This is a genomic window from Paraburkholderia sp. BR10141, from assembly GCF_056155635.1.
Genome location: NZ_JBMIQH010000008.1, coordinates 177,996 through 203,013, shown reverse-complemented (window position 1 = coordinate 203,013; position 25,018 = coordinate 177,996). Strand labels below are relative to the sequence as shown.

Here is a 25,018-nt window from a genome sequence, read left to right as displayed (position 1 = left end):
CGGTCACCTGGGCGAACGAAAGGGGCGGTTCGGCTGAAGCAACCAACCTCCGACCAGATTCGCGAGGCGTTCCATGGACTAATATCGACTGAACCCCCGATTAGTGCTACTCGAGGGGCCATTCTCGAAAGAGCAGGTTTTTGTCGAGTATCCAGCCGGAACAGACCGTTTGAGAGCGTTTTGGGACTGGTTGAATCCCGTCCGGCCTATCTTGAACGGGTCATTTCTTGGCTTGTCACCTTGGCGTCGGAGCAACGGTTGGGTGACTGCGATGAAGCTATACGGACAGCTGGGTTGCGAAGAAGTAGATTTAGCAGCGAGCAACGAGAGCGAATTCGGGGAATCGAATTCATGAACTCTGTTGATGGTTAGTCCATACGAGCTGCACCTGCAAGGGAGCAACGTGCGAACGGGAGACGTTCGCGTTGCGCTTTGCTCCCTAGTGAAACAGTTCACACGGCGCGCATCGAGTTTGTTGTCGTTTTAATAGTTATTGGCGATTGACTGGTGAAATCGATTGCGTGGAGGTATTTAGAAGAGTGTCGGGGACCTGGTTGCGGACGCAATGGTTTATGACGGAGATCGAAAACCGGCTCCAATCGGATACATCCCATACTTGACTTGGACGCATAGTGAGTTCTTGCGATGCAGCGCAAGCACTATTTGACCCTTTGCAATGGTGCTGGTGTAACGCCCACGGGGCGGGCTTTCCGCACACTCAGAGTGGCTGCATCCGTTCGAGCAGTATTGGGAGCAGCGCCTCGATGCACTCACTGAAATACTCGGCAAGGACACGCAATGACAGAACCCGGACTCATCCAGCTCACTCGCTTCATTCCGCACTCGCCGGCCAAGGTCTGGACTGCACTGACCGACCCTGCGATTCACGCCAGATGGCGGGCTGCTGGCGATGTGCGCGCGGTTGTCGGGCATCGCTTCATGCTGGATATGGGACCGTGGGGCCTGCAGCCCTGCGAGGTCGTCGCCGTCGAGCATGAGCGGCTGTTGTGCTAGTCGTTCGCACCCGGCACGCTGAACACGACGGTCACCTGGCGGCTCGAACCCGAAGGAAGCGGTACCCGCCTGTCACTCGAGCACAAGGGCTTCGACCTCGATTCGCCGCTCGGCAAGGCAGCCTTCCAGGGCATGGGCAAAGGATGGCCGGACGTGATTCAGCGGCTTCAGGACGTTCTGGGCGTATGAGGCGCGATGGCACGGGCGTTTGCCGCTAGTGCAGCGCCCATTATTGCCGCTGCGTATTACCTGGTAGTCCTACCAGCGACTTCGATTTGCCGGACAGGCCTGAGGCATCGATTGCCCCGCCGTTCGAACGGCAATGAAGTCACCCTTCGCGGGGTGCGTCACAGCGGATCGTCTTGGCATTGGCTCTTTCCACCGTCAGGTTGATCGAGCGTGCACCGGCCGGGCGCGTGCGGTGGCGCACGCCTGCGGGGATGGTCAGCAACTGACCCGCGCGCAACTCCGTTGTCCCTTCTTCAAAGTCAATGAGCAATACGCCCTCGATTCCGATGAACGTCTCATCGGAGTCGGGATGAAAATGCCAGAAGTACGGCACCTCCATCGCGCTGACATGAATGTCGTGATCGTTGACCGTCGTGACGACCTCATTGCGATAACCGTCGCGTAGGGCAGTCGTCATGGCCAGAAAGTCAGTAGGTTCAATCATGCGCTCGCTCCTGCCTTTGGGGTTGATGAGAACGCCCCGCATCGAGTGTTCCTGCCACCGTTCGGGCACTTTTAGCGAAAATGCGCGGTTGCGTGAAAATATGACACGCCTGAACTCAGTCGTCGTCGCATGTGAACCTCCTGCATGTTGGACCGATTATGCGCAGCGACTAACACGTGAAGTTGCGTCATGAATTCACTTGTTTAGTAATTTCTGATAAACACAAAACGCCAACAGATAATCAATTGACGCGATTCAAATGTCTCGTATAGCATGGCTTCCAGCCAGATACCACATGCCACATGGATAAACAGGATAACTAAACAAAACCAGATACGCGTAGTGATACTCAGGAGACAGCCATGATAGATTTACGCCGTCTTGCGGCCGCCATGATCATCATTGGTTCTTTGGCGGGTTGTGGAGGAGATAGTCCAGGCCAGTCCGGCTCCGCCGCTGTCGCGGCTGACCAGCTCAAGGCAGCAGCTCAGGTTAGTTCCAGTACCGGCTCCAGCAGTGCGAACGCGGCTGTCGCTGCCGCCGAGCAAATTCCCGTTTCCGATCATGGCACCATGCAATTGACGCGGTATGTCAACCCGCTGATCGGCACGTTGGCCAGCAACTCTCCCAACCCCGTGCCAGCAGGGCAGGCTGGCAGTGTCGTACCCGCGGCGGGCCTGCCGAACGGCATGGTGCAGTGGGCACCCGATACGAATACCACCTCGGCTCCCTCGAACAGCGCGGAGCCCGGTTCGCCGGCCGGTTACTACTACGACATCGGCTCGATCCAGAGTTTCAGTCTCACACATATGAGCGGTGCCGGTTGTTCGGGAAATGACGGCGAATTCCCCGTCATGCCGACGCTCGATGCCACCAGGCCGCTCGCGCAGACGTTTAGCCATACCAACGAGAAGTCGGTAGCGGGCGCCTATGCGGTACTGCTCGATAACCAGGTGAAGGTCGAGTTGACTGCAACCCTGCGTACCGGCTTTGGACGCTTCACGTATCCTGACAATCAGCCTTCGACGCTCGTGCTCAACACGACGTATACAAACACGCAGACGAACGTGGCCGGTTCGGTCGCGCAGGTCGACGCGAGAACCATTTCGGGCAGTACCACGGGAGGCCACTTTTGCGGTAATTCAACGAATGTTCCGGTGTACTTCTATGCGGAGTTCAGTCAGCCATTTGTAAAGACATCATCCTTTAACAATGGCGTTGCCGTGATGAATTTCGGAAAAGGCGCCACAGTATTGATGAAAATCGGCATTTCATATGTGAGCGTCGCAAACGCCAAAAATAATCTCCAGGCAGAAAATCCTTCATGGGATTTTGATGGCGTCAAGAAGGTTGCCGATGCGATATGGAATCAGCGCCTCAACACCATTCAGGTGAGCAGTAGCGATACCACGGCGTTGACGAAGTTCTACACGGCCTTCTATCACGCATCATGGGCACCGAGCGTATTCAGCGATGTGAATGGCCAATACATCGGCTTCGACCAGAAGGTCCATCAGGTCAGCGCTGGCCATGCTGCGCAGTACACCAGCTTTTCGGGTTGGGACATCTATCGTTCGCTGATACCGCTCAAAGCCACGCTGTTTCCTGAGGAAACGAGCGATATGGCGCAGTCGCTCGTCAACGATGCGGATCAGTGCGGGGCCATTCCACATTGGGTGAATGACAACGTCGAAGACGGCGTGATGCCGGGCGACGCCGGCTCGATTATCGTGGCGGGCGCGTATGCCTTCGGTGCGCGCAAGTTCGATACGGCGGGCGCCTTGAGGCATATGATCCAGATGGCCAACATTCCCGGCACCGCCTGCAACGGCGTGACGACCAACGGCGGGCGCGCCAGCTATCTACAGTTCGGCTACATCACGAACGGTGAATGGGGGCAGGCTTCGTCCACGCTGGAGTACGGCAGCAGCGATTTCGCGATCTCACAGTTTGCCGGAGCACTGGGCAACACGGCGATCCAGAAAATGCTGCGTAGCCGCTCGGGCTACTGGCAGAACCTGCTCAACACTTCCCTGACGCCGCCTCTTATTGCCGGACGCAACTCCGACGGCACGTGGATTCCGGAGAACCAGGGCAGCACCGACAACTACGTGGAGGGCAACGCTGAGCAGTACACATGGATGGTGCCGTTCAACCCGACTGGCTTGTTCGCGCAATTGGGCGGAAATACGCCGGTGGTCTCGCGGCTGAACACGTTCTTTACCGTGCTGAATGCGGGGACGACGCTGCCCAACTTCTATATGGGCAACGAGCCGACCTTCGAGGTGCCCTGGTTGTATAACTGGGCAGGTTCGCCATCGGGCACGCAGAATGTCGTCCAGCAGATCATGGCGAGCGCCTTTGGCACGGGGCCGAACGGTTTGCCCGGGAATGACGACCTGGGCGCCGTGTCGGGCTGGTATGTGTGGGGCGCGCTGGGCCTTTATCCGGAGATCCCGGGCGTCGGGGGCTTTGCGATCGGCAGCCCGCAATTCTCCTCGATCGTCGTTCATCTCGGCAACGGCAAGACGTTGCGCATCAATGCACCCGGCGCGCCCAGCGCGAATTATGTGCAGGGGCTCACCGTCAATGGCAGCGCTCACAATCGTTCCTGGCTGGAAGTTGACGCACTCGCCAATGGCGCGACGCTGAACTTTGCGATGGGTTCGTCACCTTCGCAGTGGGGCGCGAACCCGGCCGATGCGCCTCCGTCCTACGGGGTGCCGGTCGCGCGCAACGTGGCGGATGCTTTCAACAACCACGGCATCAGCGCCGACGGCAGCACCGACACCGACGGCCTCGGTTCGGACTTCGACGGCTCTCTGTTCAGCTACTCGTCGACTGCATTGGCTGCGGCCGGCGCGGCGCCGGGCAAGCCGTTCGTTGTCGGCGGAGCAAGCTTCGTTCTGTCGAATGGACCGCTCGATAACGCGGTGGCGGTAGGACAGACGATTGCGATGCCGCCCGGCACGACCGGTCACTCGCTGGTTCTGCTGGGTTCGGCCAACAACGGCCCCGGCTCGGGAGCCGCGCTCGTGACCTATACAGACGGGACGACCACGCCGTTCACGCTCGCCTTTGACGACTGGACTCTCAATGGAGGCAGCGCGGCTCCGGTGGACCCGATCGCGTTGACCACCGGGTATCGCAATGGCGGCAACGGTTCGACCGACGGCGTCAAGACTTATCTGTTTGCGCAGTCGGTGCCGCTGACACCCGGCAGGCTGGTGGCGAGCGTGACATTGCCAAGGCAGTCCAGCGAAGGCAAGTTGCACGTGTTCGGTATCGCGGCAGCGCCTTGAATACGTTGGGCGCCGCGCAGGCGGCGCCCAACGCGAATCTTCCAGATGTCTGGTCGCCATTCGGTGCGTTACAGGTGCGCAAGGTTCTCGAGAATATTCGCGACGTGCTGGCGGCGATGGGTGGGCAAATGACTGACGTGATTTCGCTCGTTCACTACGCGACGGCTATTGACGCTTTCGTGGCTGGTGCAGCGAAGAATTCATTTCGAATGTCTCCAGCCCGCGGAGACCGCAATGTGGCGGCTCGTGCAACGCTATACAGGGCGAGGTCCTTTCGCCAGACGCACGCACGAGACGGGCAACTACATCGAAATCCGCGAACGAGGGCAGCTCATCGCGATGGCAGGCGAGCGCATGCACATCGATGGTTACGTCGAGATTGTCACACGCCTTCGACAAGAACGGCGCGATAGCGCGCGCCCTTGAAGCGGTGCTGCGCGGCTTCCTGATACGCCGGGCTGTCGTACCACGCACGCGCAGCCGCAGTCGACGGAAACTCTACTATCACGACACCCTCGGGCGCTTCGCCCTCGAGAACCTGCTGTGGTCCGTAGGCAGCGAGAATCTTGACCGGATGACCTTTGAAGGTCGCACCCACCTTGCTTTGGTAGATATCGAGCTCACTCTGATCCTGCGTGCTTTCCTTCGTGAAGACAATATAGGTCGCCATCGTGTCGCTCCTCAGGTTGTGTGAAGGTCCGCACGATGATGCCATGAAATCGCATCGGGCCTCGATACGCCGTGTCGGCACAGATGTCGTCCCATCACGGGTCGAGAGAGCTGCCGGATCGACGGCGCCTTAGTGTCATTTTCACGGCGACACTCCAAACAGCTGAAGGACCACGCCACGCAGCCAGCGATTCCCGGCCTCGTGATGATACCGGGCATGCCAATGTTGCCGGACGGCGAAACCATCCACGGGAATCGGGCACGAATGGACTGCCAGATCGTTGGCCTGCGCCAGGGTTTCGCCAATGTGGCGAGGCAGCGTGGCAATCAGATCGGTTGTCTGGACGATCGTGCCGAGCCCCAGGAACCCGGGCAGCTGCAGCACGACGTCACGCTCGATCCGCTCGCGCGCCAGCGCCTGTTCGAGCAATTGAGCACCCGTGCCCGATTCGATCGCGACGTGTCCCTCCGAGCGGTACTGCTTCAAACCGAGCCGCGCGCGAACGCGCGGATGGTGCCGATTCGTCAGACACACCCAATTCTGTTGATAAAGCTGTTGCTGGTAGATGCCGCCGCTTAGCCAGGGCACATAGCCGATAGCCAGATCGGCTTCGCCCGACTCCAGCGCCCGTTCCGTGTTGCCGTCGATTCCCGCTGCCTCGAGCCGGATGCCGGGCGCTTGGGCGCGTACGTGCGCGAGCAGTCTCGGCAGCAGCGTGATGTGGCTCGCGTCCGTCATGCAGATGCGAAAGCGCCGCTGCGCGGTCGCCGGATCGAACGTGATCTCCCACGCGGCGAAGCGCCTGAGCGATTCGAGAATCTCGCGGCAAGGCCCGATCAGCGCATCGGCCTGCGGGGTCGGCGCCATGCCGCCGGGGGTGCGGATGAAAAGCGGGTCCTGCAGATACTCACGCAGGCGCCCGAGCCAGATGCTGATGGTGGGTTGGCTTTGCCCCAGTTGCTCGGCAACGCGCGTGACGCTGCGCGCGTCATACAGAAGGTCGAACAGCTGTAGCAGCTTCAGATCAGGCAAATCGGTCGGCATCATGGCGTAGCGAGCATTATTGTATGGCGCAATGACGTCATTGTAGTCATTGCATTGTCGATATGAGCGGCGACTCCTATCGTGTGCCTATACGTCAAGGAGAAACCCTGTGAAGATTGCAATTCTCGGCGCCGGTGCACTAGGTTGCGCGATCGGCGCCGCACTCACGGAAGGTGGCCACGAAACCTGGCTGCTGGACCGTTCGCCCGTCCATGTCGAAACGATGCTCCGCGACGGTCTGCAGGTCGACGACGACAAAGGCACGCGGCGCATCGCAGTGCGCGCCGCGACCCAGGCGAGCGAAATCGGCGCAGCCGACGTGGTGATCGTGCTGGTCAAGTCCTTCCACACCGACGCGGCGATGCGCGGCGCACTCGCGCTGATCGGGCCCGATACGCTCGTGCTGTCGCTGCAGAACGGCCTCGGGCATGAAGACGTGCTCGCCGATATCGTGGGCCGCGAGCGCGTGCTGGCGGGCAAGACGTATGTGGGCGGCGTGTTGCGCGGTCCGGGGCGTATCCAGTCGGGTGTCACCGGCAAGGCGACGTATATCGGCGAACTGGATGGCCAACTCACGCGCCGTGCGAAGACGATCGCCGAGGCCTTCAACGCAGCGGGGCTGCTGACCATCGTCAGCGACAACATCATGGGCACGATGTGGGACAAGCTGCTCGTCAACGTCGCTACGGGCGCGATTACCGGCATTACGCGCCTCACTTACGGCCAGCTCTATGACGAGCCGCTGCTGAAAGCGACGGCCCTCGCGGCCGTATCCGAGGCAATCGCGGCGGCACAGGCGGCCGGCATCAGGCTCTCGATGACGGACCCCGAGCAGGCCTGGACAGTCGCGGCCGCAGGTCTGTCTCCTGCGTTCAAGACGTCGATGCTGCAAAGCCTCGAAAAAGCCTCGGTCACCGAGATCGATTTCATCAACGGTTCGGTGGTGCGCTGGGGACAACGGCTCGGCGTGCCGACGCCCGTCAACGCGACGCTGGTGGCCTGCATCAAGGGCATCGAGCGCGCGATGGCCGATGAAGCGCGCAAGGAGGCGACGGCATGAGCGGCTCGAAGGCTTACCTGGAGCATGTCGCGATCTGGGTGAACGACATCCGTTGGCATATCCGCTTCTTCGAAGACGTGCTCGGCATGACCATGCGCGAAGTCGACGGCACCGTCGACGCGCCGCGCCAGTATTGGACGCTCGGCGGTCTTCAGTTCATTCATGCGCCGCAACACGATGGCCCCGAAGGGCGCCTCGCGCATCTGGGCGTCATGTGCGAAGACCTCGAAGCCGCTTTGGCAGCGGCCCATGCCTTTGGCGTCAGCGAATTGCCGCAAGGGCGCAACTGGCTGCGTCTGCCCGGCGGCCTCGCCGTCGAACTGATTCAAGCCAAACCCGCGTCCTGTGTTGCGCAGGCGCTGATCATCAACCCGCGCGCGGAGGCGTAAGCATGACGATCATCGAGAAGTACTGGGACGACGCCCGCGAAGGCGACGAGTGCGTGAGCCCGAGCTACACCGTGACGAAGGAACGCATCCTCGCCTACGCCGACCTCACGGGCGACCATACGCCCGTGCATGTGAACGAGGCATACGCCAAAGCGAGCCACTTCGGCTGCCTGGTCGCGCATGGGCTTTTCGGTCTGTCGATTGCCGACGGCCTCAAGACACAGAGCGACTATCGCTTTCCGCCCGGTATCTCGCTCGGGTGGACGTGGGATTTTCTGCTGCCAATCAAGGTCGACGATGTGTTGCACGTGAAATTTCGCGTCGGCGCCATGCGGCCGAGCAACAGCCGCCCTGGCTGGGGCATCGCCGTGCTGCCCTCCGAACTGATCAATCAGGATAACCAGGTGGTTCAGCGCGGCGAACATCGTCTGATGGTGCTGCGTCGGCCGGGAGCGTACTGATGCAGGGCCGTCCTCTCGAAGGCATTCGCGTGGTCGACTACAGCCACTTCCTCGCCGGTCCCTACGTAGGCCGCTGTCTCGCTGCGCTCGGCGCCGAAGTCATCAAGGTCGAGCGTCCGGGCAGCGGTGACCCAGGACGCCAGCACGCGACCGTGCTGGACGGCCAGCAAAGCGGCTATTTCCTGCAACTGAACATGGGCAAGCGCGGCGTCAGCGTCAACATGAAAGATGCGCGCGGCAAGGAGTTCATGCGCCGCTTGTGCGATTCGGCGGATGTGTTCGTCGAGAATTACCGTCCCGGCGCGCTGGACAAGCTCGGACTGGGCTATGCCGAGTTATCCGCACGCAATCCGCGCCTCGTCTATTGCTCGATCTCGGCATACGGCCATACCGGCCCCGACGCGCATCGCGCCGGATTCGGGCTGATCGCGGAGGCGAAGAGCGGCATCATGCAGATGGTGGGCACGCCGGGCGAGCCGCCGCCGTTGCTGCGCATTTCGCTCGGCGACATGTACACGGGCATTCACGCGGTGGCGGCGATCAACGCGGCGCTGCTCGGACGCGCGAAGAGCGGCCGCGGCCAGCATATCGACATGGCGCTCTACGACACGCTCGTCTCGATGCACGAATACGCGGTGCAGTGCTACACGCTTCGAGGCGTGCTGCCGGAGCAGACGGGGCACGACATGCCGACCTCGACGCTCTATGGCGTGTTTCGCGCCGCGGACGGCGACCTCGTGATCGCGGCACAGGTGGACGACGCGTGGAAGCGCCTCGCCGCGCTGATCGAAACGCACGGCGGGCCCGCCGGATTCGGCAGCGATATGCGCTTCTACGATAGCGTCGGCCGCAACACGCACCGGCAGGCGATTCTGTCTGTCGTGCAGCCGTGGGTCGCCGCGCGGCCCGTCGCGCAGGTGCTCGAACTGATGGATGGCATCGATGTGCCTTGCGCAAAGGTGCAGCGCATCGACGAGGTGCTCGACGATCCGCAGATCCAGGCGCGCGGCATGGTGGTCGAGCAGCATCACCCGCGCTATGGAACGCTGCGTTTGCCCAACCTGCCTTTCCGCTTTTCTGATTGCGACACGACCATTCGCGACGTCGCGCCGGATCTCGGGCAGCACAACACGGAGGTCGCGCAATCGCTCGGCTTTTCCGCTGCCGAGATCGACGCGATGCAATGCGAAGGCGTTCTCTACGCGAAGTGAGACACCATGACTGACCCGTATGCAGTGATCGGCCACCCGATCGGACACACGAAATCACCCTTGATTCACCGCCTGTTTGCCGAAGCGACGCAACAGGCGATGTCCTACGTCGCAATCGAAGGTCCGCTCGACCCTGACGATGGCTTCGCGAGGGCCGTGCGCCAGTTCGCTGCGGATGGCGGCAAGGGCATGAACGTCACCGCACCATTCAAGCTCAAGGCCTTCGCGCTCGCCGACGCGCGCAGCGAGCGCGCGACACTGGCGGGTGCCGCCAATGCGCTCAAGTTCGAGAGCGGCCGGATCGTTGCCGAGAATTTCGACGGCATTGGCTTGTTGCGCGATATCGAAGTCAATCTTGGCGTCCCGCTCGCCGGCAAACGCCTGCTGATGCTCGGCGCGGGCGGCGCAGCGCGCGGCGCGCTGCTGCCGTTTCTCGCCGCGGGTCCCGCCGAACTGGTCCTCGCCAACCGCGACGTGTCCAAAGGCTGCGCGCTGGTCGCCCAGGTCGGCTCGCGCGGTACGGGCTTACGCGCCTGCGGCTATGGTGATCTCGCGACGCGAGGCCGCTTCGACCTTGTGGTCAACGCGACGTCAGCAAGCTTGACGGGCGACCTGCCACCCGTCCCTCCGGGCGTGTTCAGCCCGGAGGGCACTGCCTACGAACTTGCGTACGGAAAGCGGCTCACGCCGTTCCTGCGGCTCGCGCGCAACGCCGGCGTACACGGTGTCGCCGACGGCGTGGGCATGCTGGTCGAACAGGCGGCCGAAGCCTTTGCATGGTGGCGCGGCGTTCGACCGTTGACGGCCGCGGTCATCGACCGCCTCACCGTGCCGCTCGACTGAGCGCGCTGTAATCCGCCTGATTCGCAACACCTGGGGGAAGAGAATCCAGCGGGGACAGCTTGGTGCCCTTGGGGAGGATGCCCCTGGCGATCACGCGTTGCAGCACCCGGGAGCGGTAGGGCTCGTCACCATCGTCGAACTTGCCTGCGCGGTTGTGGTGGATTGCGCAGGACTAGCCCGACTGATCCGGGTGGAATGCCAGTGGTGAAAGGCCGAGTGCTGAAACTGACAGGTCGGGAAAGCTAGTTCTCCACCTTTTCCGATTCAACCACTATGTCCAACACGTACGCAATCGCTGGTCCGTCGGCGGGCGGGTTCTTGATGGTATAGCGCTTGACGCGCAGTACATCGCGCATTCCAGGCGTATGGGCATAGCCTTCGATTTCCTGATACAGCGGTTGCCATGCGCCAGGTGTTCCGGTTGGCAAACCGTGCTCGTCGAAGTGGCGCTCACGCACCAGCAGACATTGATTGTCCGGAATGAGCGGATGGTGGCACTGCACCGATTGCGCGGCCACTTCGAGGAAGGTCGTTTCACCCGGTCCGCCGAAACGGGTCTGAGCAGTGGGCACGCCGATAAATGTCAGCGTGTCGCCGCTATCCGTAACCAGTTGCATGCGGGGGGTATCGCCACGGGCCAGCAGGCTCACGTCGAGGCTGCCATGCAGGCGCCTGGCAATGGCGTCGTCGAGGGCGGCGCGAGCGGCGTCAGGGCAAGCCATCATGGTGCTCACCATCTGGCCAATCTGCAGCCGTCCTTTCTTGACACTGTAACTGGCGCCCATATTGTTGCAGCTATTGACTACGTTTAGCCGGTCGGCGCTGAAGTCCAGTTGCACGGGCTTTTCTGCACGGGCAAACAACGCATCAATGCGCATGCCTTTGCTGTCAAACGCGTCGCTGAGTTGCCAGTGATACTGACTGAGTATCCCAGGTTCGATCGCCGGTACCGCGCTCGCGCCGGCAGCAGTCGACGCGCTCGTTGAAGGCGCCGGGCTTTGCGCGTCGGGTATTTGCGAGCATGCGGCAAGGGCGAGGAGCAGAAATAGCAGGTTGCATTTCACGGCGGTACCTCAGCTGGTTCGGTGGATGTTTCAGGCAGCTTGTCGCGTTGAAAAAGCTAGCGACGTAGTCCGATTGCCAATGGGGAGACCAGAAGAGCTAGTGAATGATACAACCACGGGGCGTGTCGCATTGGATCGGGCGTGGTTGGCCACGCCCGGGCGAACGCGGCGACGGTCAGTGCATGACGGGCGCGTTTCGTGGCTGTTGACGGTGGCGCGAACGTCGGCCCGATCAACTCAACGATGCCAGCAAGATCGACAGCTTGCGGATATGCGCCTTGAACGCTTCGGTCATCTCGCGGTGATGGCCGTCACTCAGATGCGGCGCTTCGGCTAGCTCGACCTGGCGGTGGAACTCCTCGGAAACTTTGCGCCGCTCGTCGGGCGGGAGTACGCGGATGAGGGACACCATCAGTAGTTCCTGCGCATGGATGATACCGAGCACGGATTGTTCGTTCATGTCGACCTCCGTCTGAACGCGGCGATGCTAGCGGCTGAATAGCAGGGCAAAGCGGGCAGGTGACGTCAGCACCGGGCCGGCGCGCTGTCTTCGATGCATCTTTTGCCCTTCCATACTAGCGCAAGGATCGAGTCATCTGCACGCCGGCTGACCCGATGAGCCGCGAATCCAGCAAGGGCGTTTCCATCCCCGGTTTTGCCTGTCTGGACCCTCTCGGTGAGATATCGCACCGACAGTCAGCCACCGCTATTCCATTCCATTTTCTGCACGCTGATGCCGGGCTGATTGGCTAGCGCTTCTCGTTCGGGCAAGAACCGGAAACCATGTCGGCGATAGAGACCTACAGCGCGGGCGTTGTCTGGCGAGACTCTCAACACGACTCTTCGCTGTCCGCGTTCAATCGCGCGCGCCTGGATTGCGTTGACCAGGCGACTTGCAATTCCCAAACCCCGGCACTTCGAATGAACCCACATGGCAATCAGGTTGTATTCGCGCGTGCGGCTTATCGCATCGCCGATAAGACCGACTGCTTGCCCTTGCACCATGGCTACCAAATATTGCGGCTGCGTCTGACCTGAAGCGCATTCGCGCCATTGCTGCTCGCTATACGCAGCCGCGGTGGCGTAATTCAGACCGAACGCCGTTGGGCTGTCAAGCAGCGCGGCAAGGAGGACCGTCTTCAAGATTTGCCAGTCTTCTTCCGAGGTCGGGCGAATTAGAACGGGGCTCGACTCTGTGGCCATCAGGATGCTCGGGAGTGGGAGCCCGCGCGGCGCGAAAGTATGAAGCCATGCCGGCTCAACACTGCTGATGATTGTCTGCGGTTTACTCACGTCCGGCCCCGTTTCTTGCGCGAGCCGTACTGGCTGCTGGTTGACGCTTGAGTGCGTCGACATGACCCTGAAAGAAGAAGGGGCCGTGCCCTTCGGTTTGCTGCACCGTTATAACGGCAGGCTCGCCCGGAAGTTGATGGTGACCGGGCAAGCAGGCGTCATCGTCGCCCGCAACCGCTACGCTATCCTGTTTCGGATGCAGAATGCCAAAAAGCCCGCAACACCGGTGCGCAAGATCGAGCAGTTCATCGGCATGCTGAATCGCGGCGAAACCATTTATCCTCAGACCGGGAAGTTCGACAGCCTCGGATAGTGCCGCGCTCCCGACCTGGATGGCGATCGATGCTGACCGACGCCCTGATGGTCGTCGTAATCGAACTGTTTTGGCAATGGAGGTTCCAGATGGGATCCGATGAACGCGCTATTCGTGAGATGCACACAACCTGGATTGATGCAGTCAACGCGGGCGATCTTGTCCGCTTGCTCACCTTGATGGCGGACGATGTCGTGTTTTTGAATCCGGGTCGAGCGCCCATCGGTCGGGAGCGATTCCACGTCGGCTTCTCGGCCGCCCACCAACAATCTCGGATCCGCTGCATCAGCGAGTTGGAAGAGGTCGTGATCGTCGGCGAAGTCGCCTACACACTGTGCCGGGACTCGTTATCTGTGACACCGCGCGCCGGCGGAGAAGCAACGGAGCTGGCCGGTCATCGGATGACCCTGTACCGCAAACAGCCCGATGGCCGCTGGCTTCTGGCCCGCGACGCCAACACGCTGTCCCCGGTGGCACGCTGAGGTCGCAGGAATCGTCTCACGCGATCTGGCAATTCCGTCGAGCATGCAGTGCAACGGTCGCTGAGCGACTCTGTGCCGCCGCTCATTCGTCGGCGATGGCCAAAGATTGGCAAAGCCAGTAAGTCCAACCGGAATCAGGGCATCGGCTTAAGGCGACCAGGCGTACTATCATGATCGGGAGATGTATTCATCAGCGCAGGAGCACATCATGACGTCGAATCCATCCAGTGAGCCGACCGGCACCCCCCTCAACCCCGCGCCAACCTCCGCCGGCACAACGCGGCAGCCCGATCCAAAGGGCCTGAAAAATCCGGCCCCAGACGACCTTCCTGACGCCGACGCGGCAGAGCCCGAGCCTCACGAGCATCTCCCGTCCAGAAGCGACGACAACTGATTCAACACCTCAGGTACCGACACTTCGAAAGCGGGCCGGGAGCGATGGCACTGTCCCGACAGACTCCGGCCCCTCGCTTGCTCGGCCTCTCAACGACCGCTCGCAAGGTATTACCTCCGCGTCACGGATAGTCCTGACTCTGTCTGCAAATTGTCGGGGCCCACGGCCGCGGGTGTGCCGCACGACGACCGTCACGCCTGAGCTGCGGCGGGCAGCGGAGATCCGCCAGGAGCGGACACTGGAAGTCGCGACAGAAATCCTGCGACAATCAGCCAATATTCGAATATTGAGAGCGTCGAAAATGCTGATTGCCTTCGGGGGACTACCGGGCACCGGAAAAACAACCATAGCGCAAACACTTGCTCGCAAACTGGCCGCGGTCTATCTGCGCATTGATACGTTGGAACAGGCATTCATCGAGGCCGCGGGCGCAGCGGCGGATATCGGACCTGCCGGATATCTGGCCGGATATGGAGTTGCGAAAGATAATTTGCGCCTTGGTTTGACCGTCGTCGCCGACTCGGTCAACGCGTTGCATATGACGCGCAGCGCCTGGCGAAGTGTCGCGCTCGAAGCCGGTGTTCAAATCTTCGAGATTGAGTTGGTTTGTTCTGATACGACGACGCACCGTTTGAGGGTCGAGGGACGGCGAGCCGATATTCCGGGCCACAAGCTGCCGACGTGGAAGAGCGTGCTTGAACGCCAATATGACGCATGGGAATCTGAGCATCTCGTTGTCGACACAGCTAACGTTTCTGTCGAGCAGGCCGTCGACGCGATCATCCACCGCCTTTCGATGTCATCTCCAGAGGGGCGATTGCTTTAGCGTTCGAGAAAATACGTTTCTCCTGGACATCAGGGGATCGCACGAGGGCTTCAACGACCGCTTGGACGCAACGCAGCTGTTTTTTGTGCGTCGAGACTACGCATCCGCGAGCAGCGCGGGGAATGCGCATCTTCATCTTCCGTGCACCGCACTATCAGTTTCCTTAATGATAGCCCGTGCCTGATTTGATTTCCTGAATGTGTCACTACACTCGTCTTCAGCGATACGCCAATCTCGATGGCTATCCAGAGTTTCACTCTTCCAATCTGGAGACATCCCGTGAAACACAACCGCGCTCATATGAGCAACGACTTAGGCCGGCTTCTAGCCGGGCTTGCACTCTGCCTGTTCTCAGTGGCCCCGGCCATGGCGCAATCCACATCCCCCGATAAACTGCCCCACGTAGCGGTGCTGGCAACCGGCGGCACGATCGCAGGTACCGCGGGCAGTGAGACGCAGACGACGGGCTACAAGCCCGGCGTCCTGACGGCCGATGCGCTTCTCAGATCAGTCCCGTCACTGGGCAAGATTGCACAGGTGTCCGGCGAACAGATTTCGAATGTCGGGAGTGAGAACATCACCAACGATATCCTCCTGAAACTGGCGAAGCGCGTGAATCAGCTTCTCGCTCAGCCGGACATCGCAGGTGTCGTGGTGACTCACGGCACCGATACCCTCGAGGAAACGGCCTATTTTCTCGATCTCGTCGTCAAGAGCGACAAGCCCGTGGTAGTCACCGGATCGATGCGTCCGTCGACGGCCATCAGCGCCGATGGTCCGAGCAACCTCCTGCAGGCAGTCACGGTTGCGGCCTCGCCGGAGGCGCGTGGCCACGGCGTCATGATCGTGCTGAACGACCGGATCGGCTCGGCTCGCTACACCACGAAGACCAACGGCACGACACCGGATACGTTCAAGGGAAACGACGCCGGCTACCTGGGCACGCTGGTGGACGAGGTTCCCCACTTCGAAACGTCCGTGCTGAAACGCAATACCACTGCAACGCCATTTGACGTGTCGAAGCTCGATTCTCTGCCGGAAGTCGATATTGTCTACGGCTATCAGAATGACGGCGGCTACATCTACGACGCCGCAGTCGCGCACGGAGCAAAGGGCATTGTCGTCGCAGGCGTTGGAGCAGGCAGCGAATCGCTTCTCACTCTTCCGTCCATCAAGAAGGCGATCGCCCAGGGGGTGATTGTGGTCCGCTCGTCCCGCACAGGGGGCGGATTCATACCGGAAGATCCGGCCTATGTGGGTCTTCTCGGTGACGATCTGAACCCCCAAAAGGCCCGCATTCTGCTGATGCTCGCGCTGACGACGACCAAAGATCCGGCGAGTATCCAGGCAATGCTCCACGAGTTTTGAATCGCTTTTGCCGGCTCAGGGCCGGTGAAGATGATTCGTTCAGGCGCGACGGTGCTGCCAAAGCACACCGCCGCGCCGCATGTCGTTCCGTGAGGCCCGAAGCCGGCCCCGGTTCGAGCCTCGACCGGTTGGCGTACGTTGAACTGCTCCACTTCAACCGCCGCGTGACATAGTATTAGAGTTGCTGATACTGACACCGGATATGCTGTTTTCTTGAATCCGAGTCCCTACACTGGTTTCAGAAGGCGCAGGCAGGCGCCTCGCTGACAACCAGAGTCCAGGAGACGAAAGTGAGCAAGCCGATATTGATGGAGGACGTTCCGCTGCGCGGTTTCCACTTGCGCGTGGCGTTCAGCGGCACAGGCGGACAGTTCAGCGACGGTTTCGTGCTGGGCATCATCGGCATCGCGGTGAGCATGGCGGCGGGAGCGCTGCACCTGAACGCGCTCTGGATGGGCGCACTCGGTGCGGCGTCCCTTGCCGGCTTGTTTTTTGGCAGCATGTTTGCCGGGCCCGTGGCGGACAGATATGGCCGGCGCACCATTTTCGCCTTCGACATGCTGCTGTTTGCGGCGATTTCTGCAGCGCAATTCTTTGTGACGTCGCCGACCCAGCTGCTGGTGTTGCGCGTGCTGCTTGGTTTCATTCTCGGCGCCGACTACGTCGTAAGCAAATCGCTCGTCACGGAGTTTTCCCCACGCCGCTATCGCGGCCGTCTCCTGAGTGTGCTCGCAGCAGCCTGGGCAGCGGGTTACGTCTGCGCGTATCTCGCGGGCTTTGCCATTCGCGATATCGGCCCCGACGCCTGGCGGATCATGCTGGCTGCGAGTGGACTGCCGGCACTGCTCATTCTCCCGTTCCGGCTCGGCGTACCCGAGTCGCCCATGTGGCTGATGAAGCGCGGCCGGAAGGACGAGGCACTGAAGATCATCCGTGCAAAGTTCGGTGCGGAGACTATTCTGCCCGCACCGACAGCCGCGCCCGAGCAACGTCGTGGTGCGTGGTCGGAACTGTTCTCGGCCCGTTGGAGAAAGAACACCCTGGTCGGCTGCGTTTTCTACACGTGCCAGGTCATTCCATACTTTGCGCTCGGTACCTTTTCGCCGAAGGTACTGCAAGCCTTGCAGGTCAAGGACGGCTTTGTCGGCGGACTCGTTTATAACGTGCTGCTGTTCGCCGGAGCGATCTTTGGATTGCTAATCGTCGACAGACTCTCGCGCCGCGCGTTTCTCATTGGTAGCTTCTATCTCGCAGCGATCGGGCTGGCGGTGCTCGCCTACGCCGGATTCGGTCCGCTCGGCACAATCCTCGCATTTGGCATTTTCGCCTGCATTCTCTCGGCCGCCGCGAACCTCGAATTCGTCTATCCGCCAGAGCTTTTCCCGACCCACCTGCGCGCGTCAGGCGTCGGGCTGGCCGTTGCCTCCAGCCGGTTCGGTTCCGCGATCAGTACGTTTCTCCTGCCCGTGGCCGTGCAACAGGTTGGCATTCACGCAGCGCTCGGCGTGTGCGTGGCCGTATTGGTGTTCGGCGGCGTGTTCTGTCATTTGTTCGCACCGGAAACCGGCAAAGAGAGTCTTTCGGATATGGGTTCTGGTCAGGGCAGCAACGAGCCGGCGGTGGACGGCGCACCGAACGTGAGCCTGCATACAGCGGGACATCGCCACTGAAGGCCTGGCGTGTGACGCTCCCACGTTGGCGCACTCGTGGCAACGTCTGCTGACAGTAACTATGGGAGAGTCCATCGTGTCGCTCAACAAGCCGATCGATATGTATGCGGTGCAGGTCTTCGTCGCAGTGGCGGAGGAAGGCAGCATGTCCGGGGCGGCCGCACGCATGGGCGTTTCCCAATCGGGTGTCTCGCAGATCGTCCGCCAGCTGGAGGACGAACTGGGGGTCGTGCTGGTCAATCGCACGACCCGTCCGCTCGCGTTGACGCCATACGGCATCGCATTGAGGAACCGCGGAGCGGTACTCAGCGAGGAGATCGCCAATCTGAAGGCCCAGGTCGTCGAAGCGGGGCGTGGCATCAAGCCTGATCTTCGCATCGGGTTTGTCGACTCGTTCGCGGCTACCTGCGGCTCGGCTCTTACGAAGCGGCTGCTGGAGAAGGTATCGCAACTGTCGATCCGTACGGGATTGAGCCCGCAGCAAGGCGAGGCGCTGCTGCGGCGCGACCTGGACCTCATCGTCACGAGCGACGCGTTGATCGACGCCAATGACGTAGTGCGCTTCCGGCTCCTCTCCGAGAAGTACTTTGTCATCACGCCGCGGGAATTCCGCAAGTCGGTCCGCACCGTGGAGGACATCCGGGCCCTGGCGGACGCATTGCCCATCGTGCGCTTTAACCGCAAATCGCAGGTCGGCATGCAGATCGAGCGCTATCTGCGTCGAATTGAAGTGCGTACGCCGACGAGGCTCGAGCTCGACAACGCCGACGCGCTGACATCGATGGTGGCCGAAGGCATCGGCTGGGCCGTGACCTCGCCGATGTGTCTGCTTCAGGGTGCGGCTTACGCGGATGGAGTGACTCGCCACGTTGTCGACAGACTGGGCCTCGAACGGTCGCTGTATCTGGTAGCGCGGCGCGACGAATACAGCGCGTTTTTCGAAGATGCATGCGACACGGCGTCCGAAGTGATCAAAACATCGTTCCTCCCGCGAGTGAAAAAGGCTCTCGGTCAGGAAATTGAACAACTGATTGATATTGGAAACAGGAACTCAAATGAACAGTCAAGCCAAAGCTGAAACGCGTACCGAACGCGATTACGTTGGTGAAGTCGAAATTCCGGTCGAGAAATTGTATGGCGTCAACTCGGTGAGGGGCGTCGACAATCTGACGGTTTCTCCTCTCAGCATTGCTCACTACCCGGCGTTCGCGGTGGCTTTCGCGCAGTGCAAATGGGCGGCCGCGCTCGCGAACCGGGACACCGATGTCACCACGCCGGAACAATGCGACGCAATCAGCCGCGCGTGTCAGGAAATCATCGAAGGCAAGTTTCGTGACTCACTGATCGTCGATCTGCTCGAGGGCTCGGGTGGAACGTCGACGAACATGAACTTCAACGAGGTGATCGCCAATCGGGCGCAGCAGCTTTTGGGTCACGCCCCGGGCTCGTACGACGTGATCCATCCCAACGATCATGTCAACCGCTCGCAGTCCACGAACGACGTGTATCCCGCTGCGCTGAAGATTGCGACCTACGCAATGCTCGGACCGCTCATTGCGGAAGTGGAAAAACTGGCTGCGCAGTTCGATCAGAAGGCTATCGAGTTTGCCGACGTCCTTCACCTCGGCCGTACCTGTCTGCAGGATGCGCAGCCGATGCGTCTCGGTCAGCTTTTCGGCGGTTACGCGTCGCTCACACGACGTCTCGCGGAAGAACTGATGGCGGTTCGCGACAAGCTGCGTACGCTGCCGCTCGGTGGTACGGCTATCGGTACGGGATTTGGTGCACCGGCTGGGTATCGAACTGCGGTCTACCGGCACCTCGCGGATATCGCAGGCGTCGACTATGTCGCGCCGGCAAACTCGTTCGACGCGATGCAGAACATGGACGTGTTCTCGCGCGTTTCGGGTGAGCTTCGCACCTGTGCGGCGTCCATTGCGAAAATTGCATCGGACCTGACGGTGCTCTCCTCCGGTCCCGTGGGCGGAATTGGGGAGTTGCGCTTGCCGGAGGCGCAGGCCGGCTCGTCGATCATGCCGGGCAAGGTGAATCCTGTGCTGCCGATGGCGATGATCCAGTTGAGCTTTGCCGTTATCGGCAATGATGTCGCAGTGGCTCAGGCGGTTCAGTATGGAGAACTGGAAATCAATCACTTCGAGCCCGTAGTGGCCTCCCGTGTGTTCGACAGCATCATGCTGCTGACCAACGGCATCGAGAGATTCACGCAGAAGTGTATCGCCGGCATCACCGCCGACGGTGCATGCAATGAGCGACACCTGATGGACTCGATGGCTGTGGCCACAGCGCTCGTGCCGAAGCTTGGATATGCTCGTGTCAGCAAGCTGGCGCGACAGTCGGTTGCGCAAGGTCGGCTACTCGTGCAGATTCTCGACGAATCCGGGCTGCTTTCGCGCGACGATACCCTGTCGCTGATCGATACGGCCTCGTACCCGGTATTCGAGCCGAGGTAATCGACCCTGGATTGAGGCAACCTGGACCCGGCCCGGCGACCGCACTCAGCACGCCCTCGGAATACCGCCACACTTGTTACTCCCGACTTCCGATTCCCGGTAGCAAACTACTCACGTCACCAAATGAGCGACGCGTAGCGGACGCAATCGCGCCGCAGGAATTTGCCCTATTCAGGAGGTCGCAAAAGCCATGAGTTCATCAGCCGAAAACGGAAGGAAAGGCGGCCAGCCCGCCATGGCCACTCCACCGGTCGTCTCATCGCAAGCGTGGGAAGCAGCGCGCCAGCAGTTGTTAGTAAAGGAAAAGGCGCTGACCCGGGCTCGAGACGCCCTGGCCGCCGAGCGCCGGCGAATGCCCTGGATGGCGGTGGAGAAGGCCTACGCATTCGAAGGTCCCGCGGGCAAGCTCAGTCTGCTGGATCTGTTCGACGGCCGGCGTCAACTGATCGTCTACCGCGCTTTCTTCGAACCGGGCGTGTTCGGGTGGCCCGAGCATGCCTGCCGGGGCTGCTCGATGGTGGCGGATCAGGTCGCCCACGTCGCTCACCTGAACGCCCGCGACACGACGCTCGTCTTCGTCTCGCGTGCGCCTCAGGCCGACATCGCGCGACTGAAGGCGCACATGGGCTGGCAGATGCCATGGTTCACCATTACGGACAGCTTCGACGCCGACTTCGGTGTCGACGAGTGGCACGGCACGAACGTGTTCTACCGCGATGGCGAGCGCGTATTCCGTACGTACTTCATCAACAATCGCGGCGACGAACAGATGGGGGGCACCTGGAACTACCTCGACATGACGCCGCTGGGTCGCCAGGAGCTCTGGGAGGACTCGCCCGAGGGCTATCCCCAGACCCCAACCTACAAGTGGTGGAACTGGCACGACAGCTACACCGCAGACGCGCCGCCCGACAAGAAGTGGGTCGAGGTATCGGATGCAGGCGAGGCTGCGTTCCGCAAAGAGCACAAGGAATGAACGCCCTGGGCGAAGCGTGTTCGGCCGGATGCATGCCTCAAGCAGCAAGCGCTGCATCGACGGCAGCCAGGTATTGCTGGAAGCCGGTCTGCAGCAGCACGGTGCGCACGCGCGCGAGCTCGCCTCGCGCGCCATCGTCGGCGGGTGCCTGCAGGACGCGCGCTAGCGCGCGTGCGCGTGCCGCGAACAGCTCGGCCCAGGGCAGCGGTTCGTGCCGCGTGTAGTCCTCCAATGCGCTCGCGTAGCGCAGCACGCCGGCCGGATCGCGGGCCGCCAGCATCGCCTCGATCGCGTCGCGGTAGAACCAGAGATGGTTGTGGCCGACCGTGCCGAGGCGCAGCAGGTCCGCGCCTTCTGCGAGCAGGCGCGTGCGCTCGTCATGCTCGTGGACCGCGCGGGCGAGGGCGCTCAGATTCTTCGGCGCGGAGAATTGCGTGCCGACCTCGCGCGAGATCGCAAGCGCCTCGCGCAGCGCATCGACGGCTTCGCCGCGGCGTCCATCGGCGAGCCAGACACGTCCCTGCATTTCCAGGTTCTGCGCTTCGAACCGGCGCGCGCCCAATTGCCGGATCACGCGCTTTTCCTGCTCCAGATGGACCTGCGTAGCCGGCATATCGCCTAGCTCGTAGCAGGCGAACACGCCGAGCGTCTCGCCCAGCAATTGCGCGCGCGGCTGCCCGATCAACGCGGCGGCGCGCACGGCGGCAACGGCGTCTTCGCGCGCCTGCCGCGGCTCGTTCAGGTAGATGCGGCTGAAGCCCTGCATCGACAGATTGGCGACTTCGATCCGGCCGCACCCGTGCTCGCGGCTCAACGCCACGCAATCGCTGAAATGGCGGTGCGCGGTCCGCATCCGCCCTTGCGCGTAGGCGGCATCGGCGAGGCCGCCGAGCGCGCGGGCCTCGGCCTCCGGCAGGCCGAGGCGCCGCGCATAGTCGAGCCCGCGTTCGTGTTCGGTGCTGCAGGCATCGATCTTGCCGAGCGGGAAGTAGATGTTGCCGCGCAGATAGTGAAGGCTCGCGAGTTCGGCCACCCGGTCATCGCGCTCCGCGATCCGCTGCGCAGCCTCGATCAGGTCCAGCGCTTCGTCGAGGCCTTCGCTCACACGCAGGCCTTCGGCGAGTCCTAGCTGGCAGCGGCACAGACTGGCGTCGTCGGGGGCGGCTGCGAGCGCCGCGCGCCAGGTCGCGATCGATCCCGCGATGTCGCCGAGGTCGCGCTGCAGTTCGCCCTTGCAGCAGCTCAGGCTGTGGCGGTCCGTCTCGCTCTGGGCAATCTCGAGGCCCCGCTCGGCGAGGCGCAGCGCGGCCTCGAGCAGGTGCGCCGTGCGCTGCGCGAGCGCGGCGGCGAGGTAGGCTTGCGGCGCGCGTTCGTCCTCGGCGCGGTCGAGATGCTGGGCGTGCAGCGTGGGGTCGCCGTGCGCGAACCAGTCGGCCGCGCAGCGGTGCAACTCGCGTCGGCGCGCACGCAGCAGCGTCGAATAGGCGCTCTCCTGGATCAGCGCGTGGGCGAACAGAAACTCTTCGCCCTCCGGCAGCACGAGCGCATTGGCGAGCAGGCCGTCGCAGACGTAGCCGGGGTCGTCGATGAGCCGTCGCAACAACGCGATGCCGAACCGCTGCCCGATCACGGCAGCCGCCTGGAACGCCAGACGGTCGCGCGGCGCGAGCCGGTCCATCCGCGCGAGCACGAGGCTGCGGATCGAACCTGGCACGGCGTTGCCGCTGCCTTCCTCGGCGTTGCGCAAGAGCTGCTCGAGGAACAGCGGGTTGCCGCCCGCGCGCTCGATGCAGGCGAGCGCGACCCGTTGCGTCGCGTCGATGAAGTTGCTTGCGAGGCTCAGTGCTTCGTCCTGGCGCAAGGGCCCGAGGTCGATCGTCGCGAACGGGATGTCGCGGCAGCGCGCGCGCCACGCCGCATCGATCGGGTCGCCTTCCACGCGCGAGGTCGTCACGAGCAGGCCCGGGCCGTTCGCGATGCCCGAGGCGAAGGCCGAGAGATAGTCGAGCATTTCGGGCTCGGCCCAATGGAGGTCTTCTACGACGATCAGCGTGGCGGCCCGCCTGCAGGCGTCGCCGGTCAGTCTCGCGGCGAGCGCCTGCTTGCCGCGCTTGCGCGCGCCGTGGTCCATGGCGTCGTAGACGGTTCGCCATTCGTCCGCGAGCGGCAGGTCGAGAAGGTCGTGGAGGAACGCATGCTGCCCGGCCTCGAGGCTGCCTTCAGCGGCGAACCGCGCGGCGGCGGCGCGCCGCGCGTCGCTCGATGCGCCGGCCGGCAGACCGAACAGACTGCCGGCTATCGTGTGCACGGGATCCTGCCCCTTGCCCACGCCGAAATCGAGCACGAGGCCCCGATGGATCTCGAAGCCTTGCGACTGCGCATGGCGGCGCATCTCGTCGACGAGACGCGTCTTGCCGATGCCCGCTTCGCCGCGCACATGGACGATGTGGCCGGCCCGCCTCGCGACGCACGCGCGGACGATACCGTGAAACTGCTCGAGCTCGGCCTCGCGTCCGACGAAAAGGCTCTGACCCGTCTTCGCCGATTCGCTCGCCGGGTCGCTCGAAATCGCGCGCAGCCGCCATGCGCGCACTGGCGTGTCGATGCCCTTGAAGCACTGCTCGCCGAGCGCGTCGCAGACGGCGGCGTCGCCAAGCGCGCGCGCCACGTCATCGGCGAGCCAGGTCTCGCCGGCCGCCGCTGCGACCTGCAGGCGCGCGGCCAGGTTCACCGGACTGCCGGTCACGGTGTAGTCGCGCGCGTCGACGCAGCCGAGCGCGCCGGCGACGACTTCGCCGCTCGCGATGCCGATATGGGCCTGCAACGTGCGTGCCGCCTGCAGGCTCAATGGCGTCAGCGCCTCATGGATCTCGAGCGCCGCGCGCGCGGCGCGCAGCGTGTCCGTCTCGTGCGCGCGCGGCGCGCCGAACAGCGCCATCACCGCGTCGCCGATATGCCTGTCCGTCGTACCGCCCCAGGCGAGCACGATGCCGTCGACGAGCGCCGTGAAGCGGCCGATCAGCGCGCGCACCTCCTCGGGATCGAGCGTACGCGAAAGCGCGGTGAAGCCGCAGAGATCGGCAAACAGGACGGTGACCTGCCGGCGTTCGTCCGCGGGGATCTCCAGCGCGTGGGGGGCGACCGCCGTTTGCGCCACGGGCAAAGCCGCGGCTGGCGGCTTCGGCGCGGCGGCAGCGAGGATGCGCTTGCGGTGGCCGAGCGACTGCACGCCGAGTTCCCGCAGATCCGCGTCGGTCAGCTGCGCGAGCAGCGAGAGATCGATGTCGTTAGCCGCGAACGCTTGCGCGTACTGCTCGAGTCCCAGGGCGTGCAGCCATTGCTCAATATCCATGTTCGCCGCCTGGATGCGATGCCGGTTGCCTGATGCGAACCGCCCCGAGCCCGTCGGGGGATCGTGCCGGTGAATTTCCAGTGTAGGCGCGCGCCACGGGCTGCGTACGGCGTTTGACAGGCTTTCCGGCGCGGACGGATAC

Annotated in this window: 20 protein-coding genes and 3 pseudogenes; 16 read left to right on the top strand and 7 right to left on the bottom strand. The window is 62.4% G+C overall.

The features are described 5' to 3' along the window. The first annotated feature begins 798 nt into the window (after nucleotides 1-798). Nucleotides 799-1,203, top strand: a pseudogene (locus tag ACOJB8_RS14145) (SRPBCC family protein). 139 nt (nucleotides 1,204-1,342) lie between these two features. On the opposite strand, the gene ACOJB8_RS14140 reads toward ACOJB8_RS14145, so the two are convergent. Continuing rightward, nucleotides 1,343-1,687, bottom strand: a complete 345-nt coding sequence (locus tag ACOJB8_RS14140) for a cupin domain-containing protein (protein WP_368617826.1) — start codon at nucleotides 1,685-1,687, stop codon at nucleotides 1,343-1,345. 362 nt (nucleotides 1,688-2,049) lie between these two features. On the opposite strand from ACOJB8_RS14140, the gene ACOJB8_RS14135 reads away from it, so the two are divergent. Continuing rightward, on the top strand, nucleotides 2,050-4,989 hold the full coding sequence (locus ACOJB8_RS14135; protein ID WP_475012989.1) for a GH92 family glycosyl hydrolase: 2,940 nt from the start codon (nucleotides 2,050-2,052) through the stop codon (nucleotides 4,987-4,989). A gap of 5 nt (nucleotides 4,990-4,994) precedes the next feature. Then, nucleotides 4,995-5,207: pseudogene (locus ACOJB8_RS14130) on the top strand (RidA family protein); the annotation flags it as partial. A 164-nt stretch (nucleotides 5,208-5,371) separates the two neighbouring features. Here ACOJB8_RS14130 and ACOJB8_RS14125 read toward each other — a convergent pair. Both ACOJB8_RS14125 and ACOJB8_RS14120 read right to left on the bottom strand, forming a co-directional pair. Then, complete coding sequence (locus ACOJB8_RS14125; protein WP_475012987.1) at nucleotides 5,372-5,659, bottom strand: DUF1330 domain-containing protein; 288 nt, start codon at nucleotides 5,657-5,659, stop codon at nucleotides 5,372-5,374. A 141-nt stretch (nucleotides 5,660-5,800) separates the two neighbouring features. Beyond that, complete coding sequence (locus ACOJB8_RS14120; RefSeq protein WP_368604773.1) at nucleotides 5,801-6,706, bottom strand: LysR family transcriptional regulator; 906 nt, start codon at nucleotides 6,704-6,706, stop codon at nucleotides 5,801-5,803. 106 nt (nucleotides 6,707-6,812) lie between these two features. Here ACOJB8_RS14120 and ACOJB8_RS14115 point away from each other — a divergent pair, with 106 nt between their 5' ends. From ACOJB8_RS14115 to aroE, 5 genes are read left to right on the top strand one after another with little or no spacing between them, the layout of a single operon-like run. Further along, complete coding sequence (locus ACOJB8_RS14115) at nucleotides 6,813-7,763, top strand: ketopantoate reductase family protein (RefSeq protein WP_475012985.1); 951 nt, start codon at nucleotides 6,813-6,815, stop codon at nucleotides 7,761-7,763. Next, entirely contained in the window at nucleotides 7,760-8,152 is a 393-nt protein-coding gene (locus ACOJB8_RS14110) for a VOC family protein (protein WP_368604775.1), read from the top strand. The genes ACOJB8_RS14115 and ACOJB8_RS14110 overlap by 4 nt, the downstream gene beginning before the upstream one ends. Nucleotides 8,153-8,154: 2 nt before the next feature. Continuing rightward, on the top strand, nucleotides 8,155-8,613 hold the full coding sequence (locus ACOJB8_RS14105; protein WP_475012983.1) for a MaoC family dehydratase: 459 nt from the start codon (nucleotides 8,155-8,157) through the stop codon (nucleotides 8,611-8,613). Next, nucleotides 8,613-9,824 carry a CaiB/BaiF CoA transferase family protein gene (locus ACOJB8_RS14100; RefSeq protein WP_069262030.1) on the top strand — a complete coding sequence of 404 codons (1,212 nt, stop codon included), beginning with the start codon at nucleotides 8,613-8,615 and terminating at the stop codon, nucleotides 9,822-9,824. The genes ACOJB8_RS14105 and ACOJB8_RS14100 overlap by 1 nt, the downstream gene beginning before the upstream one ends. Before the next feature lie 6 nt (nucleotides 9,825-9,830). Further along, nucleotides 9,831-10,667: a shikimate dehydrogenase gene (aroE, locus tag ACOJB8_RS14095; protein ID WP_475012980.1), complete on the top strand. Its 837-nt coding sequence runs from the start codon at nucleotides 9,831-9,833 to the stop codon at nucleotides 10,665-10,667. A 242-nt stretch (nucleotides 10,668-10,909) separates the two neighbouring features. Here the strand turns inward: aroE and ACOJB8_RS14090 are convergent, their stop codons facing one another. The 3 genes from ACOJB8_RS14090 to ACOJB8_RS14080 form a co-directional block, all read right to left on the bottom strand. Further along, a complete protein-coding gene (locus tag ACOJB8_RS14090; RefSeq protein WP_475012978.1) occupies nucleotides 10,910-11,731 on the bottom strand; it encodes a DUF4377 domain-containing protein in 822 nt (273 codons plus the stop codon). Nucleotides 11,732-11,963: 232 nt separating this feature from the next. Beyond that, nucleotides 11,964-12,191, bottom strand: a complete 228-nt coding sequence (locus tag ACOJB8_RS14085) for a hypothetical protein (protein ID WP_069262027.1) — start codon at nucleotides 12,189-12,191, stop codon at nucleotides 11,964-11,966. 236 nt (nucleotides 12,192-12,427) lie between these two features. Next, nucleotides 12,428-12,934, bottom strand: coding sequence for an N-acetyltransferase family protein (locus ACOJB8_RS14080; protein WP_475012976.1), 507 nt, complete (start codon nucleotides 12,932-12,934; stop codon nucleotides 12,428-12,430). 259 nt (nucleotides 12,935-13,193) lie between these two features. Here ACOJB8_RS14080 and ACOJB8_RS14075 point away from each other — a divergent pair. From ACOJB8_RS14075 to ACOJB8_RS14040, 8 genes and pseudogenes are all read left to right on the top strand, one after another. Next, nucleotides 13,194-13,337: pseudogene (locus ACOJB8_RS14075) on the top strand (YdeI/OmpD-associated family protein); the annotation flags it as partial. 29 nt (nucleotides 13,338-13,366) lie between these two features. Continuing rightward, nucleotides 13,367-13,819, top strand: a complete 453-nt coding sequence (locus tag ACOJB8_RS14070) for a YybH family protein (protein ID WP_368604779.1) — start codon at nucleotides 13,367-13,369, stop codon at nucleotides 13,817-13,819. 695 nt (nucleotides 13,820-14,514) lie between these two features. After that, nucleotides 14,515-15,039 carry a P-loop nucleotide/nucleoside kinase family protein gene (locus ACOJB8_RS14065; RefSeq protein WP_475012974.1) on the top strand — a complete coding sequence of 175 codons (525 nt, stop codon included), beginning with the start codon at nucleotides 14,515-14,517 and terminating at the stop codon, nucleotides 15,037-15,039. Between the two features lie 279 nt (nucleotides 15,040-15,318). Beyond that, a complete protein-coding gene (locus tag ACOJB8_RS14060) occupies nucleotides 15,319-16,407 on the top strand; it encodes an asparaginase (protein WP_342946025.1) in 1,089 nt (362 codons plus the stop codon). A gap of 290 nt (nucleotides 16,408-16,697) precedes the next feature. Further along, nucleotides 16,698-18,077, top strand: coding sequence for an MFS transporter (locus ACOJB8_RS14055; RefSeq protein WP_475012971.1), 1,380 nt, complete (start codon nucleotides 16,698-16,700; stop codon nucleotides 18,075-18,077). Nucleotides 18,078-18,153: 76 nt separating this feature from the next. After that, nucleotides 18,154-19,155, top strand: coding sequence for a LysR family transcriptional regulator (locus tag ACOJB8_RS14050; protein WP_475012969.1), 1,002 nt, complete (start codon nucleotides 18,154-18,156; stop codon nucleotides 19,153-19,155). Continuing rightward, nucleotides 19,133-20,548 (top strand): aspartate ammonia-lyase, encoded by a 1,416-nt coding sequence (locus ACOJB8_RS14045; protein ID WP_475012968.1) that lies wholly within the window; start codon nucleotides 19,133-19,135, stop codon nucleotides 20,546-20,548. The genes ACOJB8_RS14050 and ACOJB8_RS14045 overlap by 23 nt, the downstream gene beginning before the upstream one ends. Nucleotides 20,549-20,738: 190 nt before the next feature. Beyond that, nucleotides 20,739-21,524: a DUF899 domain-containing protein gene (locus tag ACOJB8_RS14040; protein WP_342946029.1), complete on the top strand. Its 786-nt coding sequence runs from the start codon at nucleotides 20,739-20,741 to the stop codon at nucleotides 21,522-21,524. A 37-nt stretch (nucleotides 21,525-21,561) separates the two neighbouring features. On the opposite strand, the gene ACOJB8_RS14035 is transcribed toward ACOJB8_RS14040, so the two are convergent. After that, nucleotides 21,562-24,876: an adenylate/guanylate cyclase domain-containing protein gene (locus ACOJB8_RS14035; protein ID WP_475012966.1), complete on the bottom strand. Its 3,315-nt coding sequence runs from the start codon at nucleotides 24,874-24,876 to the stop codon at nucleotides 21,562-21,564. Nucleotides 24,877-25,018 lie beyond the last annotated feature (142 nt).

Bases quoted from the DNA above. Each gene is read 5' to 3' on its own strand.
- ACOJB8_RS14140 (WP_368617826.1), bottom strand. From the start codon at position 1,687: ATGATTGAACCTACTGACTTTCTGGCCATGACGACTGCCCTACGCGAC.
- ACOJB8_RS14135 (WP_475012989.1), top strand. From the start codon at position 2,050: ATGATAGATTTACGCCGTCTTGCGGCCGCCATGATCATCATTGGTTCT.
- ACOJB8_RS14125 (WP_475012987.1), bottom strand. From the start codon at position 5,659: ATGGCGACCTATATTGTCTTCACGAAGGAAAGCACGCAGGATCAGAGT.
- ACOJB8_RS14120 (WP_368604773.1), bottom strand. From the start codon at position 6,706: ATGATGCCGACCGATTTGCCTGATCTGAAGCTGCTACAGCTGTTCGAC.
- ACOJB8_RS14110 (WP_368604775.1), top strand. From the start codon at position 7,760: ATGAGCGGCTCGAAGGCTTACCTGGAGCATGTCGCGATCTGGGTGAAC.
- ACOJB8_RS14105 (WP_475012983.1), top strand. From the start codon at position 8,155: ATGACGATCATCGAGAAGTACTGGGACGACGCCCGCGAAGGCGACGAG.
- ACOJB8_RS14100 (WP_069262030.1), top strand. From the start codon at position 8,613: ATGCAGGGCCGTCCTCTCGAAGGCATTCGCGTGGTCGACTACAGCCAC.
- aroE (WP_475012980.1), top strand. From the start codon at position 9,831: ATGACTGACCCGTATGCAGTGATCGGCCACCCGATCGGACACACGAAA.
- ACOJB8_RS14085 (WP_069262027.1), bottom strand. From the start codon at position 12,191: ATGAACGAACAATCCGTGCTCGGTATCATCCATGCGCAGGAACTACTG.
- ACOJB8_RS14080 (WP_475012976.1), bottom strand. From the start codon at position 12,934: ATGGCCACAGAGTCGAGCCCCGTTCTAATTCGCCCGACCTCGGAAGAA.
- ACOJB8_RS14070 (WP_368604779.1), top strand. From the start codon at position 13,367: ATGCTGACCGACGCCCTGATGGTCGTCGTAATCGAACTGTTTTGGCAA.
- ACOJB8_RS14065 (WP_475012974.1), top strand. From the start codon at position 14,515: ATGCTGATTGCCTTCGGGGGACTACCGGGCACCGGAAAAACAACCATA.
- ACOJB8_RS14045 (WP_475012968.1), top strand. From the start codon at position 19,133: ATGAACAGTCAAGCCAAAGCTGAAACGCGTACCGAACGCGATTACGTT.
- ACOJB8_RS14040 (WP_342946029.1), top strand. From the start codon at position 20,739: ATGAGTTCATCAGCCGAAAACGGAAGGAAAGGCGGCCAGCCCGCCATG.
- ACOJB8_RS14035 (WP_475012966.1), bottom strand. From the start codon at position 24,876: ATGGATATTGAGCAATGGCTGCACGCCCTGGGACTCGAGCAGTACGCG.